Origin of the sequence: Novosphingobium sp. FKTRR1 (assembly GCF_020404405.1) — a bacterium.
Lineage (GTDB): Bacteria > Pseudomonadota > Alphaproteobacteria > Sphingomonadales > Sphingomonadaceae > Novosphingobium.
The window spans coordinates 67,082-81,329 of record NZ_JAIZDA010000008.1; the positions used below are offsets into that span (position 1 = coordinate 67,082).

Sequence of the window (14,248 nt, forward strand, 5' to 3'; positions counted from 1 at the left end):
AAAACCATAAGGGAGAGTGGAAATGGCATTTGCAGGTCAGGCCGCGTGGATCACCGGCGCTTCATCGGGGATCGGCGCCGCTTTTGCGCGGGCACTGGCGGCGCAAGGCGCGCGGGTGATCCTGTCAGGCCGCGATGAGGCAGCGCTGGCCGCCGTCGCCGCCGATTGTCCGCAAGCGCTGGTCCTGCCGTTCGAGGTCACGGACCGCGATGCCATGGCCTCGGCCGTCGCCAGCGCGCTCGAATGGAGCGGCGGCATCGATCTGCTGATCAACAACGCCGGGATCTCGCAGCGCTCGCTGGCCATCGATACCGCCATCGGCGTCTATGACCGCGTGATCGCAGTGGATCTGCTCGCCCCGATCGCGCTGACCCAAGCGTTGCTGCCGCACATCGTGGCGCGCGGAGAGGGCCGGATCGTGATGATCTCCAGCGTCGCGGGCAAAGTCGGATCGCCGATGCGCACTGCCTATAGCGCGGCCAAGTTCGGGCTGATCGGCTATGCCGATGCCTTGCGCTGCGAAACCGCGCATCAAGGCGTGAAGGTCCACGTCGTGTGCCCCGGTTCGATCCGCACCAACGTGTCGCGCAACGCGCTGACCGCCGACGGCAGCCGCCGGGGGACAAGCGACAAGGCGATCGAGAACGGCATCGACCCGGCCGACGCGGTGCAGCGCATCCTTGCCGCCATAGCCGCCGACGAGCGCGAGATCGTGGTGGCCGAAGGCGCCGAGCAGTACCTTGCCGAAACCACCCGCACGCCGGACGAGATCTTCGACCGGCTGGCCGACGCGGTGGCCAAGGGCTACGCCAGCAAGATGGCGGACGCACAGTGAGCGCGCCGTTGCAGCGGGTGCGGCTCGCCAACGGGATCGAGCTCGATGTCGTCGACGCAGGCCCGCGCGACGCGCCGGTGCTGATCTTCCTGCACGGCTTTCCCGAATCGCACCGGACATGGCGGCACCAGATCGCGCATCTGTCGGCGCGTTATCGCTGCATCGCGCCCGACCAGCGCGGCTATTGCGGATCGGCCAAGCCCGAGGGCGTCGAGAACTACACCCCCGACAAGATGATTGGCGACGTGTTCCTGCTGGCCGATGCGCTAGGGGTGGAGCGCTTCACCGTGTTCGGACACGACTGGGGTGGCGCGGTTGCGTGGGGCGTGGCGCTGACCGGTCAGGCCGACCGGGTGATCCGCGCGGTCGTGGCCAATGCCCCGCATCCAGCGATCTTTCCGCGGCTTGTCTGGACCAACCCGGCGCAGCGCGCGGCAAGCCAGTATTTCCGCGATTTCCGCGATCCCGCCAACGATGCGCTGGTGCGCGAACACGGCCTTGGCGCGCTGCTCGCCCGCGCGATGCGCACCTCGCGGCCTGCCAGCCTTGAGCCCGAGGAGCGCGCCGCGATGGAGCGCGACTGGGCCGATGGCGAAGCGGGCATCGCCATGCTCAACTGGTACCGCGCCAGCCCCGTGGCAGTGCCGCCACCCGATGCGCCGTACGAACTGCCGGCCGACTTTCGCCCGCGCCGCGTGCCGCTGCTGACGATCCCGACGCTGGTGATCTGGGCACTGGACGACGAGGCGCTGCCCCCGGAAAACCTTGAAGGACTGGACGAACATATCGCCGACCTGACGGTGGAGCGCATTTCGGGCTGCGGCCACTTCGTCACATGGGAGGCGCCGGTGCCCTTCAACGCCGCGGTCGATGCCTTTCTGGAAAGGACCGAGCAACGATGAGTGACGACAGCGGACCTGCACCCTTGCCCAGCGCCAGCCCGCGTGCGGGTTCGCTGCTGCGCAACCACCATGGCGGGCACGCGCAGGTCAGCTATATCGAGCTGTTCTTCGATCTGGTCTATGTTTTCGCCATTACGCAAGTGTCGCATACCTTGCATCAGGGGCTCGATGCGCTGGGACTTGCCCGCACCGCGCTGCTGTTTTTCGCGGTTTGGTGGGCGTGGATCTACACCGTCTGGGCGGCGAACTGGGCCGACCCCGCGCGAACGCCGGTACGGATCATGCTCCTGGCCGGAATGCTGGCCAGCCTGTTGATAGCGGTGGCCCTTCCCGAAGCGTTCGGCCACGGCGCGCAGGATCGCGGCGCGCTGTTCGTCGGTGCTTACGTGACCTTGCAGATCGGCCGGACGCTGTTCATGGCCTGGGCGATGGGGCGGGAAAACCCGGCAGGCATGCGCAACATGCTGCGGATCACCGCGTGGTTCGCGCTGTCGGCGCCGTTCTGGCTGATGGGCGCGCTGGCCGATCCGGCAGGCGCCCGGCTGGGCTGGTGGCTGGCGGCAGTCGCCATCGAGTACGCCGGGCCGCTGGCATGGTTCCGCACGCCCGGCCTTGGCCGCTCGGTGGCGCAGGACTGGGACATTTCGGGCGCGCACATGGCCGAGCGCGGCGCGCTGTTCGTGCTGATCGCGCTGGGCGAAGGCATCGTGGCGACCGGAGCCAGCTTTGCCGCACTGCCCGCATCCCCCGCCACGACCACCGCCTTCGTCATCAATTTCGCCGGTTCGGCGCTGATGTGGTGGATCTATTTCGCCATCGGCGCAGAGCGCGGGGCCGAGCACATCGCCGGGCATGCCGAGGCCGGAAAGGTGGCCCGCAGCGCCTATACCTACCTGCACATGCCGATAGCCGGGGGCATCGTGGTGACGGCGGTGGCCGACGCGCTGCTGCTCGCCGAACCGAACGTGCCCGCCACTACCGCGCTGATCGCCACGCAATGCGGCGGTACGGTGCTGTTTCTGGTCGGCACCGGGCTGTTCAAGCGGTTCGCCAGCCCGCATCGCAACTTCCCGCTGTCGCACCTGATCGGTGTCGGCGGTCTGGCGCTGCTGGCGCTTGCGGCAAGGCCGCTGCATCTGTCGGCAGGCGCGCTGGCGGCATCGGTCGTGGTGGCGCTGTTGATCGTGGCGCTGTGGGAGTGGCGCAGCTTCCACGGTGGCTGGCGCCGCGCCGTGGCGGCCGATCCGGTGACAACCGCGCTATAGCGCCGCGTAACCGCGCGTTTCGCCCGCAAGCTGGCCAAGCCAGCTTTCCAGTTCGGCGCGGCGCGCGGGCATCATCGCCTTGCCAGCCGGGGAAACGATCCGCGCGGGAACATCGCGCAAGTTGTCCTGCAACATCTTCAGCATCGCCGGACCATCGGGCTGGCCGCCTGCCGGATCGACCAGCGCCATGACCCGTGCGACGCCCACCGCCCCCAGCCAATCGAGTGCATCGGCATCGTGCAGATAGGTCGCCTCGACCGCGTGCGGATCGCGATAGTACATGTGCTCGCGAATGGCGCCCTGCACGGCCGCCAGCTTGGCCATCGGAAAACCGGCTTGCTGCAGGATCGGGCCGACGACCTCTGCCGCCACGTCCGAATGGTCGCGGTCGGGCTTTTCCCACGGGCTGAACGCGGCCAGATCGTGCAGATAGGCAGCCGCAAACAGCACATCGTCATCGAACCGGGCGCCGTCGGTATAAGCCAGTTCCCGCGCCAGCAGATAATCGCGCTCGTTGTGCGATCGGCCCCATGCCGGGTTGCGGAAATGCTGGGCGGCAAAGGCGCGCACCTGCTCGCGCCAATCGGCCGGGGCTGCGGGCGCTGCGGGCGCCGTCGGCCCTTGCAAAGGCGCAGCCGGTTGCGCGGCGAACGCACTCGCCGGAATTGCCACCAGGGCGAGCGCCACAAGCGTTCGGGTCAGTCCGATCATCACATTACCTCTCCAACCGAAACCTGCTGGGTGCCAAACCATTCGACCCACGCGCCATGGGCATGCGCCGTGCCCAGCAGCACCGGCGCGCCAGCCGCTTGCCCCGCACCGTCGGGCCAGTGGCGCACGGTCAGTTCGTGGCGGAAGGTGGCGCGGTTGGTTTCGAGCCGCACCCACGCCAGCCGCCGCCGCGAATCCGCGCGCGCTCCGGCAGCCTCGATCGCGGCGGTGATTCGCGCACGCGTCGGCTCGGGCAGGTATTGCCAGACGATCGAGTGGTAGAACACGCGCGTGGTGTCATCCTCCTGCTCCCCTGCCAGCCGCGCCTCCACCCAATCGGCGGCGTCCGCATGATCGACCAACGGCGCCTGCTGTTGGGCGAGCGCCACCGCTGCATCCAGCCGCGCGATCCGCTCGGTCACTTCGGCCCAGACATAGGCGCGCAAACGCAGTGCGGTGGCCGGATCGGTCAGGTCGAGCGGCGCCCGATCGCAGCCGCGAATCGCGGTGATCTGAACCGGCGCGGACGGCGGAGGCGCTGCCCCGCGCCATTCGGGCACGATCCGCAGCGGCGAATCGGCAGGCCCCGCAAGCGTGCCGCCAAGGTCGAAGGCGAACCGCTCCATCATCGTGTTGATGCCCGCGCTGGCCCCCAGTTCGTTGAGTTCAAAGCGCGGCCCAAGTTGGGGCGAAAGCCACAGCAGCGCCGCCATGATGCTGGCCGAACGCCCCGCCTCGTTGGTCTGCGGCGGGCCGTCGAGCCACGGCAGCAGCGCCGCGTCATGTTCGCGCGTGGCCGCCAGCACCAGCGCGTCGATGCTGGCCTGATCGGTCAGTTCGCCGCGATAGACCGGCCAGAACCGCGCATCCGCGCCGCTCAGGGCCAGCGCGTGATGCCCGCCTGCCAGCCGCAACGGCAGGGCATCCTCAAGCGGCTTGCCCGGCCAAGCCGCGATCCGGCGACCCACCTCGGTCGATCCATCGAGCAGCGCCAGTTGCGCGCGCACCATCCGTCCGGTGCAAGGCGCACCGTTGTTCGTCGCATGATCGGCCTGCCAGCGGATCGCTTCGGCGACTTTCTCGATCTCCATGATCGGTTGCACGAGGTTGCCCTTTCCGGCCCTTTGCCATAGGGGGCGAGGCCATGTCTGCCGCCAGCCCGCTAGTCTTTGCCCTGCCCAAGGGACGCATCCTCGAAGAAGCGCTGCCCCTGCTTGAACAAGCCGGAGTGGTGCCCGAGAGCGCGTTCTTCGACAAGGCCTCTCGCGCCCTCAGCTTCGCGACCAACCGCGCGGACGTGACGATCATCCGCGTCCGCGCCTTCGACGTCGCCACTTTCGTCGCCCACGGCGCGGCGCAAGTGGGCATCGTCGGGTCCGACGTGATCGACGAATTCGACTATGCCGATCTTTACGCCCCGGTCGATCTGGACATCGGCCATTGCCGTCTGTCGGTGGCCGAACCGGCCAGTCTGGTCGAAAGCGGGGCCAGCGCGCGCGAAAGCCACGCCCGCGTCGCCACCAAGTACCCCAACCTGACACGCCGCCATTTCGAAAAGCTGGGCGTGGCCGCCGAAGTGGTCAAGCTGAACGGCGCGATGGAACTGGCGCCTTCGCTCGGCCTGTCGAGCCGGATCGTCGATCTGGTATCGTCGGGCCGCACGCTGAAGGAAAACGGGCTTGTCGAAACCAGCCGGATCATGCCGGTTTCGGCGCGGCTGATCGTCAACCGCGCCGCGCTCAAGACCGACAGCGCGCGGGTCGGCGCGCTGGTCGATGCGTTCCGCGATCTTGTTGCCAAGCGAAAGGCCGCCTGATGCTGCGCCTGAACAGCTCCGATCCCGACTTCGAGCGGACATTTGCCCGCATCGTGCGCGACCGCCGCGAAAGCGACGACAACGTGGCGCGCGACGTGCAGACGATCCTCGAGGATGTGCGTCTGCGCGGGGATGAGGCGCTGGCCGAATATTCGCAGAAGTTCGACCAGTTCAGCCCCGCCGACGATGGCTGGCAGATCGGTCCCGATGTCTGCCGCGAGGCGTACGAGGATCTGGCCCCCGACTTGCGCGCGGCGCTGGAACTGGCCGCGCAGCGCATCCGCGCCTATCACGAAGCGCAATTGCCCGAAGACCGCGATTATACCGACGAAGCGGGCATCCGGCTGGGTGCGAAGTGGCGCGCGGTCGATGGCGCAGGGCTGTATGTTCCCGGCGGTCGCGCGGCTTATCCTTCATCGCTGCTGATGAACGCCATTCCGGCCAAGGTCGCGGGCGTGGAGCGGTTGGTCATCGCCACGCCGACCCCCAAGGGCGAGATCAACCCGCTGGTGCTGGCCGCCGCGCATCTGGCCGGGGTGGACGAAATCTGGCGCGTCGGCGGGGCACAGGCCATCGCCGCGCTCGCCTATGGCACCAGGCGCATCCAGCCGGTCGATGTGATCACCGGCCCCGGCAATGCATGGGTGGCCGAAGCCAAGCGGCAGCTTTACGGCGTGGTCGGCATCGACATGGTCGCCGGACCTTCCGAAATCCTCGTGATCGCCGATGGCAGGAACGATCCGCAGTGGATCGCGGTCGATCTGCTGAGCCAGGCCGAGCATGACCCGGTGGCGCAGGCGATCCTGATCACCGACGACGCCGCCTTTGCCGATCAGGTGATCGACATGGTCGGCGTCGAACTGTCGATGCTGCCCAAGGCAAAAATCGCCAAGGCCAGTTGGGACAATCACGGACTGGTCATCGTCGTCGATTCGCTCGATGAAGCACCGGCGCTGGCCAATCGGCTGGCCGCCGAACATGTCGAGATCGCCACCGATGATCCCGATGCCCTGTTTGCCCGCATTCGCCACGCCGGTTCGGTGTTCCTTGGGCGCAGCACGCCCGAGGCCATCGGGGATTATGTCGCCGGCCCCAATCACGTCCTGCCCACGGGGCGCCGCGCGCGCTTTTCGTCGGGCCTTTCGGTTCTGGATTTCATGAAACGCACCAGCTTTATCGCCGTGCCGCCCCACGCGGTCGGCACCATCGGCCACGCCGGGATTGCCCTTGCCAATGCCGAGGGCCTTACCGCCCACGCCCGCTCGATCGAACTGAGGTTGGGGATATGAGCAACGCCAAGACCAAGGCGCGTTCCGCCGCGCGGCTGGCAGCGGTGCAGGCGCTCTATCAGTTCGACATGGAAAAGACCGAGCTGCGCTTTCTGCTCGACGAATTCCACATGCACCGGCTGGGTGCCGAGATCGAGGACGTCGAGTACCTTGCCGCCGACGTCGCGTTCTTCGACGACGTGGTCAAGGGCGTGGCCGTGCGGCGTGACGAGATCGACGCGCTGATCACCGCCAAGCTGGCGCAAGGCTGGTCGGTCACCCGGCTCGACAAGACCATGCTGCAGATCCTGCGCGCCGGGACGTATGAACTGCTGGCCCGCCCCGACGTGACCGTCGGCACCGTGATCAACGAATACCTCGACGTGGCCCACGCCTTCTTCGACGCGCGCGAGGCCAAGTTCGTCAACGGCGTACTCGACGGCGTGGCCAAGGACGTTCGCTGAGGGGGGCGCTGAGGGGGGCATCGCCGCCGCCCTGTCCCCCCACCTCGCTTCATCACCCCGGGCTTGCCCCGGGGTCCCGCTGCTTCTTCTCATGCCCGGTCAAGCAAGCGCATCATAAGCGTCAACCAAGACCAGTCGCCAACCCTTCCCTACCCAAGCCGTAAAAAAGGAAAGCGGGACCCCGGGTCAAGCCCGGGGTGACGGTGAATGGGGAACGAATGATGTCGGCCCGCCGTGAGCTTCCCACGACCTTCCAACCCTAGCGGCGGTGACTCGCGGGGGCTGGTAGCTTCCATCACTTCAGGTCTAGTGCGAACGGCCGCTTTCGCGCATTCCACCACACAAGCTGCCGTTCCGGACACGACAACATTGCGGTCGTTGGCGGCTCAATGCATTATCATCAGATGTTTGGGTTTCGCGACTTCACAACTGACCCGCGTAGCGGCCGCCCACAGCCGCATACTTCGTGGCTCGGCGAGCGGCTGATCACGTGCACCGCTTGGGCGTCGGCGGCGTTCTCACTGGTTGGCGCTATCGCGTATTACCAGAAGTGGCATGAGATGGACGGCGCGGCCGAGATGACGCTCGCTGCGGTGCTGTTTGCTCTCATCGCTTCTTGGCGTCAGAGCATGCTCGCCCGGAAGCGCGCAAACTATCACGACGCGGTTGCCGCCTACGAAGCCATGCTCTCCCAGTCAGTGGGCTAACGTCCGCTTCCCACGACTTTCCGGCCTTAGCAGAGCCGAAGGCCGGGAACTGATAGCTGCCTTTGGTTCAGGTTGCGCAGGAATGCGCTGCTTGAGAAATCGGCGCCTGACGTTATAACCATCGTATGAACGCCAGCCTCAAGATCACCAGGATCGGCAATTCTGCCGGTGTCGTCCTGCCCAAGGAACTGCTTGCCAAGCTGCGCGCCGGGGTGGGCGACACGCTGTTTGTGTCCGAAACGCCCGACGGCATCCGGATCACGGCGACAGATCCAGCCTTCGAGACCCGTATGGCCCTGGCCGAACAGATCATGCGCGAGGATAGGGATATCTTGCGCGTGCTGGCCAAATAGAGTGACGCAGACCGACGAACCGGTCTGGATCGAGGCCGAACTTGCCCTTGCCATCCACGACCGCCAACTGGCTGAACATGGCGGGCCGATTGGTGTGCGCGATGCGCCTGCACTCGAATCAGCGCTGGGCCGCCCGCGCAACCAATGGACCTATGGCGAGACAGATCGATGCGCTCTGGCAGCAGCCTATGCCTTTGGCGTTGCGCGCAATCATCCTTTCACGGATGGCAACAAGCGCACCGCCTGGGTGCTGGCGCGCCTGTTTCTGGCACTGAACAATGTGCGGATCAGCTTCGCCCCCGAGGAGGCCGTGCACATGGTTCTGGCGCTTGCAGGCGGCACCCTGACCGAAGTCGAAGTCGCAGACTGGTTCAGGGCAAGGCTTGCCTGAGCAGTCTTTTGATTACGGCGACACGACCCCGGCAGCAGTGCGCTTGATGGGCCAGAGAGAGGGTGAAGCGTCCGGTCAGCCTTACAGTCGTTCGGCGTGCCAGCGCACGTGGTCGTCCATGAAGGTGGAGATGAAGTTGTAACTGTGGTCGTAGCCCGGCTGCAGGCGCAGCGTCAGGTCGATGCCCGCTGCGGCGCATGCGGTGGCGAACAGTTCGGGCTTGAGCTGTTCGGCAAGGAACGCGTCCGCCTCGCCCTGATCGATCAGGATCGCGCCTGTGGGGCGCTTGCCGTCCTCGACCAGCGCGGTGGCATCGTGCGCGCGCCAGGTGGCGCGGTCCTCGCCCAGATAGCCGCCCAGCGCCTTGTGCCCCCACGGCACTTGTCCCGGCGCCACGATCGGCGCGAAGGCGGACAGCGACTTGAACGTTTCAGGATAGGTCAGGCCCAGCGTCAGCGCGCCGTGGCCGCCCATCGAATGGCCGGTGATGCCCATCCGCGCCAGATCGACCGGGAAGTGTTCGCCCACCAGCGCGGGCAGTTCTTGCGCGATGTAGTCCCACATGCGGTAGTGGGCCGCGAACGGTTCCTGCGTGGCGTTCACATAGAAGCCCGCGCCCAGCCCGAAGTCATAGGCAGCGGCGGGATCGTCGGCGACGCCTTCGCCGCGCGGAGACGTATCCGGCGCGACGAAGACGATGCCCAGTTCGGCACAGATGCGGCGATACTCGCCCTTGTCCGTCACGTTGGCATGGGTGCAGGTCAACCCTGAGAGGTAGACCAGCACCGGCAGTTTCGCGCCTTCCGCTGCCTGAGGCGGGACGAAGACCGAAAAGGTCATCGCCGTGCCGGTGGCCGAGGAATCATGCCGATAGACGCCCAGCGTGCCGCCATGGGCTTTGCTGGTGGACAAAGTTTCGAATGTCATGTGCCGCAAATTGCCTTCAAGAGTGGATCAGGCGCCGACAACGTTGAGCGCGCAGAGCTTGTTGCCCGACGGGTCACGCAGATAGGCGAGGTAATAGGGGCTGCCTTCGCGCAGACCGGGCGGGTTTTCGCAAGCGGTGCCGCCAGCGTCCTGTCCGGCCTGCCACCAGGCGTCGGCCTGTTCGGGGGTCATCGCAAAGCCGATGGTACCGCCGTTGGCGCCGCACGCAGGTTCACCGTTGATCGGCTTGGTGACGATGAAGATGCCCCCGTTGTGCTGATAGACCAGTCGGCCCGTCGGGTCGGTGATTCCGGCAGGGCCGCCGAATGCCGCAAACGTGGCATCATAGAACTTGCGCGCCGCCTCGATATCGTCGGTGCCGATCATGACATGGCTGAACATTGTTTTCTCTCCCTTGGTAAGGTGCTGCGCGGTGTGCCCGTCCGGTGCACTGCCGGTCAAGCCCCCAGACGGGTTGTCACATCATCGGATCGGAAATGGGCGCGCCTTTGTTGGGCCACCGGCTTGCATGGCTTCGCGCGCCACTCCATCACCCGCAACGCACCGCCTGCCGCATTCGGGAACGACCATGCTGACCGTCCATTCGCCTGATCACGCGCTGCACCATGGCGCGGCCGAATTCTATCGTGGCCGACTGGTGCCCTGCTTCGAAATGCCATCGCGGGTGGAGCATGTGCTGGCCAGCATCGCAGCGACAGAGCTTGGCGCAGTCATCCCCCCCGAATCGTTCGGACGCGAACCGCTGGTGCGGGTCCACGCGCCCGATTACGTCGCCTTTCTGGAAAGCGCGTGGGCGGAATGGTCGGCGCTTGGCGAAACTGGCGACGCGTTGCCGTACGTCTGGCCCGCGCGCGATCTGCGCGGTGACGTTCCGCCAGCCCACATCGACGGCAAGCTGGGGTTCTACAGCATCGATGCCGCCGTGCCGATCACCGCCGGCACCTGGACCGCCGTCAGCGCCAGCGCGGACGTGGCGCTGACCGGGGCAAAGCTGATCGTCGATGGCGCGCGCAGCGCCTTTGCCCTGTGCCGCCCGCCCGGCCACCATGCCGGTGCGCGCGCGATGGGCGGGTTCTGCTACCTCAACAACGCCGCCATCGCCGCGCAATACTGGCGCGATCACGGCATGGCGCGCGTCGCCATTCTTGATGTCGATTACCACCACGGGAACGGCACGCAGGCGATATTCTATGACCGGGCCGACGTGCTGTTCGCCTCGCTCCACGGCGATCCGCAGGTCGAATACCCGTTCTTCCTTGGCTATGCCGACGAGACCGGGACCGGCGCGGGCGAAGGCTTCAACCTCAACCTGCCGCTGGCGTGGGGCACCGAACCGGCGGAATACCTTTCCGCGCTCGACACCGCGCTGGAACGGATCGCCGGGTTCGGTGCCGATGGCGTGGTGGTGTCGCTGGGCGTCGATACCTTCGAGCACGACCCGATCAGCCATTTCAAGCTGGCCAGCGCCGATTACCCGACCATCGGCGCACGCATCGCCGCGCTCGGCCTGCCGACGCTGTTCGTGATGGAAGGCGGCTATGCCGTGGCCGACATCGGCACCAACGTGGTCAACGTGCTGCGCGGGTTCGAGGGCGGCTGACATGGCCGAAGCTTCCTTGCCACCGACCGATTCGCCCAAAGGCGCCTTCCACCGCCAGCTCGGCGTGGCCGCGCTGGTCGCTTATGGTCTTGCCTATATCGCGCCGGTTGCGCCGCTGTCGACGCTGGGACTGGTGTGGCAGGCCAGCAACGGGTTGATGGCGCTGTCCTATCTGCTGGGCGGGGTGTGCATGGGCTTCACCGCGCTCAGTTATGCGCTGATGGTGCGCGAAGTGACGAGCGCGGGCTCGGTCTATGGTTTTGCGCGCAGCGTGCTGGGGCCGTTCTGGGGGTTTGTGGCGGGCTGGCAGATCCTGCTCGACTACCTGCTGATCCCGGCGTTCGTCTATGTGGTGATGGCCGTGGCGCTCAGCCAGATCATGCCGGGCGTGGACCGGGCGGTGTGGATCGTGGCGCTGGCGGTGTTCACGTCCAGCGTCAACTGGTTCGGCATGCGCTCGACCACCTCGGTCAGCTTCGTCAGCGTGGCGGCGCAAGTGGTCGTGATGATCGCGCTTGTCGCGGTGGCGGCCATCGCGCAGGCGCGGCTGCACGGGGTTGCCAGCGCGCTTGGCACCGCGCCGTTGTGGCGCAATCCCCTGCCGCTGCACGGGGTGCTGGCGGGCACTTCGATCTGCGTCATGTCGTTCCTTGGCTTCGACGCCGTTTCCACGCTCGCCGAAGATACCGCCGACCGCAGCGGGCGAACGCTGGGCCGCGCCATTCTGGCGGTGCTTGGCCTTGCCACGCTGTTCTTCGTGGTGCTGACATGGGTGCTGGGCAACGCCATGGTCGGGCGCCAGTTCCACAGCCTTGACGCCGCCTCGTTCGAACTGGCCGGGCAACTGGCGGGCCCGTGGGCGATGCTGGGCCTTGCTTGGTTCTATGCCATCGTCGTGGGCTTCACCAATGCGCTGCCGATGCAAGTGGGCGTGGCGCGCGTGCTTTACGCGATGGGGCGTGACCGGCAGTTGCCGCAAGCGCTGGCACGGCTGCACCCGCGCCACAACACGCCGCATGTGGCGATGCTCGCCTCGACCGCGGTTTCACTCGCGGTTGCGCTGGTGATGCGCCAGCAGGTCGAGCAACTGGCCGCCTTCGTCAATTTCGGCGCGCTGGCGGGATTCACGCTGCTCCACGTCTGCGTGCTTGTCCACTTTGCCCGCCACCCCGATCGCCGCCGCGTGCTGCTGCACGTGATCTCGCCGGTGCTGGGGATTGTCGTGGTCGGGGCGGTGCTCGCGGGCATGAACGGCCATGCGCTGGAACTGGGCATGGTGTGGTTCGTGGCCGGACTGGCGCTGTGGCTGCTGCGGGTGCGCCATACCGGGGCCGCCATCACGACGGCCCCAAAAGGCTGAACGCTTACCAGCTACCGGTGTTCGGCATGCTCGCCCACGGTTCGGCCGGGTCGAGGCGCCCCTTCTGGAGCAATTCGATCGAGATGCCGTCGGGCGTCTTGACGAACGCCATGTGTCCATCGCGCGGCGGGCGGTTGATGGTGATCCCGGCGTCGTGCAACGCTTGGCAGGTGGCGTAGATGTCCTCCACCTGAAACGCCAGATGGCCGAAGTTGCGCCCGCCGGTATAGGTCTCGGCGCTGCCATCCTCGGCCGGCCAGTTGTAGGTCAGTTCGACTTCGGCATCCTGCCCAGGCGCGGCCAGATAGATCAGCGTGAAGCGGCCCTGTTCGGACGAGAAGCGGCGCGTTTCATGAACGCCGATCAGGTTGAAGAAGGCGATCGTGGCATCGGGGTCGGTCACGCGGACCATGGTGTGGAGAAACTGGGTCACGGCAATGCACTCCCTCGGTAGCGGCTTGGTCTGCAGATAAGGCCGCTCTGTCCATATCCCAAGAGTCCACTTGCCCGAAAACGCGAAAGGCCCGCGCCACCTTGCGGCAGCGCGGACCCCCGCGTCAGCCCCACCACCCCGTCGGGCGGCACGGCAACCTGATGATCAGATCAGAACGAAGCGGTCAGCGACACCACGCCGACCGGCTTGCCGGTGCGGTAATAGGCGTTGGTGGTTTCTGCGCTGCCCGCGCCGAGGTTGCTGTTGAAGAACTTGGTGCGCGTGGCGTTGGTGCCGACGAGCGAGGCGTCGAGCGCCAGGTTCTTCCACTTCACGGTCGCACCGACGGTGTAGTCGATGTACTGCTTGGGATAGTCGAAACCGCCGCCGGTGTGGCCGATGTGGCCGTGCAGCAGGATCGGCGTGCTCGGGATCGAACCCGACAGTTCGCCATAGATGTACAGGTTCTCACGCGAAGATGAGGTCCAGTTGATGTTGAACACCTTCTGCGCCGGAGCGTAGTTGGCGCCAACCTTGGCGGTTGCCGGGCCGACCGTGGTCGCGACCGAGCCATAGATTTCGTAGTAGTTGCCCAGCGTCGCGCCCGGATAGATGTAGCCATAGAGGCCGCCATCAAGGGTGATGCCGCTCAGCGTCTTGGTGTAACCACCATAGACGTCGATTTCGGTGCCGCCGATGTTGACGGGGCTGGAACCGGCGCTGGCGCTCGACGCCCAGGTCGAAACATAGAAGCCCGAGCTGTGCGCGATGGTGAGCGCGCCCTGCACCACAGGCTTGTTGTCCGACTGGGCAACGCCACGGAAGCGGTACTGGCTGGCAATCGCGACCGAACCGGTCACGGTGAAATCGCTCGGCGGAGCGGCTTCGTCGGCAAGGGCGGGGGCCGCCGCAGCGAAAACCGAAACGGCGAGCACGGTCGAGGCCGCAAGGGCCTTGATGGACGTACGCATGACCAAAATCCTTTTGCTTGTTTTTGACGCGTCGTCCCACCTGCGCAGCACCTGCCGGACATCATTTTTCACGGCCCGGCTTGGCCCTGCCTCTCTTGGGTGCATTTTTGTGTTGCGTTGCACAAGACGGTTTCAGCAACACTCCGTAACGTTTGCCGACCATTGTGGCTTTTTCGCATCATCCGCAAAGGTGCATCTTGCACTGCGGCATAAAAGCACGATAT

The 14,248-nt window shown here is 66.3% G+C and carries 17 protein-coding genes; 11 read left to right on the forward strand and 6 right to left on the reverse strand.

Features of this window, described 5'->3' with window-relative positions; genetic code table 11:
• Window positions 1-22: 22 nt before the first annotated feature.
• Genes LDN95_RS09880 through LDN95_RS09890 form a run of 3 tightly spaced genes read left to right on the forward strand, consistent with a single transcriptional unit; the run spans window position 23 to window position 3,002 of the window.
• Window positions 23-835, forward strand: a complete 813-nt coding sequence (locus LDN95_RS09880) for an SDR family NAD(P)-dependent oxidoreductase (protein ID WP_226017508.1) — start codon at window positions 23-25, stop codon at window positions 833-835.
• Entirely contained in the window at window positions 832-1,737 is a 906-nt protein-coding gene (locus tag LDN95_RS09885; protein WP_226017509.1) for an alpha/beta hydrolase, read from the forward strand. Before LDN95_RS09880 ends, LDN95_RS09885 begins: the two co-directional genes overlap by 4 nt.
• Window positions 1,734-3,002, forward strand: coding sequence for a low temperature requirement protein A (locus LDN95_RS09890; protein ID WP_226017510.1), 1,269 nt, complete (start codon window positions 1,734-1,736; stop codon window positions 3,000-3,002). Before LDN95_RS09885 ends, LDN95_RS09890 begins: the two co-directional genes overlap by 4 nt.
• Here the strand turns inward: LDN95_RS09890 and LDN95_RS09895 are convergent.
• Together LDN95_RS09895 and LDN95_RS09900 are read right to left on the reverse strand one after the other, a co-directional pair.
• Window positions 2,997-3,713, reverse strand: coding sequence for an HD domain-containing protein (locus tag LDN95_RS09895; protein WP_226017511.1), 717 nt, complete (start codon window positions 3,711-3,713; stop codon window positions 2,997-2,999). The two genes, LDN95_RS09890 and LDN95_RS09895, sit on opposite strands and share 6 nt — an antisense overlap.
• Entirely contained in the window at window positions 3,713-4,804 is a 1,092-nt protein-coding gene (locus tag LDN95_RS09900) for a DUF2332 domain-containing protein (protein WP_226017512.1), read from the reverse strand. The genes LDN95_RS09895 and LDN95_RS09900 overlap by 1 nt, the downstream gene beginning before the upstream one ends.
• Window positions 4,805-4,857: 53 nt before the next feature.
• Between LDN95_RS09900 and hisG the strand changes: the two genes are divergently transcribed.
• The 6 genes from hisG to LDN95_RS09930 all read left to right on the forward strand — a co-directional run bounded on the left by hisG (window position 4,858) and on the right by LDN95_RS09930 (window position 8,712).
• Window positions 4,858-5,529 (forward strand): ATP phosphoribosyltransferase, encoded by a 672-nt coding sequence (gene hisG / locus LDN95_RS09905; RefSeq protein WP_226017513.1) that lies wholly within the window; start codon window positions 4,858-4,860, stop codon window positions 5,527-5,529.
• The gene (gene hisD / locus LDN95_RS09910; protein WP_226017514.1) at window positions 5,529-6,818 is read left to right on the forward strand and encodes a histidinol dehydrogenase; all 1,290 of its coding nucleotides are present in this window, start codon (window positions 5,529-5,531) and stop codon (window positions 6,816-6,818) included. The genes hisG and hisD overlap by 1 nt, the downstream gene beginning before the upstream one ends.
• Window positions 6,815-7,261 carry a transcription antitermination factor NusB gene (gene nusB, locus LDN95_RS09915; protein ID WP_226017515.1) on the forward strand — a complete coding sequence of 149 codons (447 nt, stop codon included), beginning with the start codon at window positions 6,815-6,817 and terminating at the stop codon, window positions 7,259-7,261. The genes hisD and nusB overlap by 4 nt, the downstream gene beginning before the upstream one ends.
• 389 nt (window positions 7,262-7,650) lie before the next feature.
• Window positions 7,651-7,968, forward strand: coding sequence for a hypothetical protein (locus LDN95_RS09920; RefSeq protein ID WP_226017516.1), 318 nt, complete (start codon window positions 7,651-7,653; stop codon window positions 7,966-7,968).
• Window positions 7,969-8,093: 125 nt separating this feature from the next.
• Window positions 8,094-8,321 carry an AbrB/MazE/SpoVT family DNA-binding domain-containing protein gene (locus LDN95_RS09925; RefSeq protein ID WP_226017517.1) on the forward strand — a complete coding sequence of 76 codons (228 nt, stop codon included), beginning with the start codon at window positions 8,094-8,096 and terminating at the stop codon, window positions 8,319-8,321.
• Window position 8,322: 1 nt separating this feature from the next.
• Window positions 8,323-8,712, forward strand: coding sequence for a type II toxin-antitoxin system death-on-curing family toxin (locus LDN95_RS09930; protein ID WP_226017518.1), 390 nt, complete (start codon window positions 8,323-8,325; stop codon window positions 8,710-8,712).
• An 81-nt stretch (window positions 8,713-8,793) separates the two neighbouring features.
• On the opposite strand, the gene fghA is transcribed toward LDN95_RS09930, so the two are convergent.
• Together fghA and LDN95_RS09940 are read right to left on the reverse strand one after the other, a co-directional pair.
• A complete protein-coding gene (gene fghA, locus LDN95_RS09935; protein ID WP_226017519.1) occupies window positions 8,794-9,639 on the reverse strand; it encodes an S-formylglutathione hydrolase in 846 nt (281 codons plus the stop codon).
• Between the two features lie 27 nt (window positions 9,640-9,666).
• The gene (locus LDN95_RS09940) at window positions 9,667-10,041 is read right to left on the reverse strand and encodes a VOC family protein (RefSeq protein WP_226017520.1); all 375 of its coding nucleotides are present in this window, start codon (window positions 10,039-10,041) and stop codon (window positions 9,667-9,669) included.
• 127 nt (window positions 10,042-10,168) lie between these two features.
• Between LDN95_RS09940 and LDN95_RS09945 the strand changes: the two genes are divergently transcribed.
• Both LDN95_RS09945 and LDN95_RS09950 read left to right on the forward strand, forming a co-directional pair.
• The gene (locus LDN95_RS09945; RefSeq protein ID WP_305082582.1) at window positions 10,169-11,260 is read left to right on the forward strand and encodes a histone deacetylase family protein; all 1,092 of its coding nucleotides are present in this window, start codon (window positions 10,169-10,171) and stop codon (window positions 11,258-11,260) included.
• A 1-nt stretch (window position 11,261) separates the two neighbouring features.
• On the forward strand, window positions 11,262-12,620 hold the full coding sequence (locus tag LDN95_RS09950) for an APC family permease (RefSeq protein ID WP_226017521.1): 1,359 nt from the start codon (window positions 11,262-11,264) through the stop codon (window positions 12,618-12,620).
• A 4-nt stretch (window positions 12,621-12,624) separates the two neighbouring features.
• On the opposite strand, the gene LDN95_RS09955 is transcribed toward LDN95_RS09950, so the two are convergent.
• On the reverse strand, window positions 12,625-13,053 hold the full coding sequence (locus tag LDN95_RS09955; protein WP_226017522.1) for a VOC family protein: 429 nt from the start codon (window positions 13,051-13,053) through the stop codon (window positions 12,625-12,627).
• Window positions 13,054-13,223: 170 nt separating this feature from the next.
• On the reverse strand, window positions 13,224-14,024 hold the full coding sequence (locus LDN95_RS09960; protein WP_226017523.1) for a TorF family putative porin: 801 nt from the start codon (window positions 14,022-14,024) through the stop codon (window positions 13,224-13,226).
• Window positions 14,025-14,248 lie beyond the last annotated feature (224 nt).

What these genes read in the sequence shown, in the direction of transcription:
- LDN95_RS09880 (WP_226017508.1), top strand. Translation starts at nt 23, where the DNA reads ATGGCATTTGCAGGTCAGGCCGCGTGGATCACCGGCGCTTCATCGGGG.
- LDN95_RS09890 (WP_226017510.1), top strand. Translation starts at nt 1,734, where the DNA reads ATGAGTGACGACAGCGGACCTGCACCCTTGCCCAGCGCCAGCCCGCGT.
- LDN95_RS09895 (WP_226017511.1), bottom strand. Translation starts at nt 3,713, where the DNA reads ATGATCGGACTGACCCGAACGCTTGTGGCGCTCGCCCTGGTGGCAATT.
- LDN95_RS09900 (WP_226017512.1), bottom strand. Translation starts at nt 4,804, where the DNA reads ATGGAGATCGAGAAAGTCGCCGAAGCGATCCGCTGGCAGGCCGATCAT.
- hisG (WP_226017513.1), top strand. Translation starts at nt 4,858, where the DNA reads ATGTCTGCCGCCAGCCCGCTAGTCTTTGCCCTGCCCAAGGGACGCATC.
- hisD (WP_226017514.1), top strand. Translation starts at nt 5,529, where the DNA reads ATGCTGCGCCTGAACAGCTCCGATCCCGACTTCGAGCGGACATTTGCC.
- nusB (WP_226017515.1), top strand. Translation starts at nt 6,815, where the DNA reads ATGAGCAACGCCAAGACCAAGGCGCGTTCCGCCGCGCGGCTGGCAGCG.
- LDN95_RS09920 (WP_226017516.1), top strand. Translation starts at nt 7,651, where the DNA reads ATGCATTATCATCAGATGTTTGGGTTTCGCGACTTCACAACTGACCCG.
- LDN95_RS09925 (WP_226017517.1), top strand. Translation starts at nt 8,094, where the DNA reads ATGAACGCCAGCCTCAAGATCACCAGGATCGGCAATTCTGCCGGTGTC.
- fghA (WP_226017519.1), bottom strand. Translation starts at nt 9,639, where the DNA reads ATGACATTCGAAACTTTGTCCACCAGCAAAGCCCATGGCGGCACGCTG.
- LDN95_RS09940 (WP_226017520.1), bottom strand. Translation starts at nt 10,041, where the DNA reads ATGTTCAGCCATGTCATGATCGGCACCGACGATATCGAGGCGGCGCGC.
- LDN95_RS09945 (WP_305082582.1), top strand. Translation starts at nt 10,169, where the DNA reads ATGGCTTCGCGCGCCACTCCATCACCCGCAACGCACCGCCTGCCGCAT.
- LDN95_RS09950 (WP_226017521.1), top strand. Translation starts at nt 11,262, where the DNA reads ATGGCCGAAGCTTCCTTGCCACCGACCGATTCGCCCAAAGGCGCCTTC.
- LDN95_RS09960 (WP_226017523.1), bottom strand. Translation starts at nt 14,024, where the DNA reads ATGCGTACGTCCATCAAGGCCCTTGCGGCCTCGACCGTGCTCGCCGTT.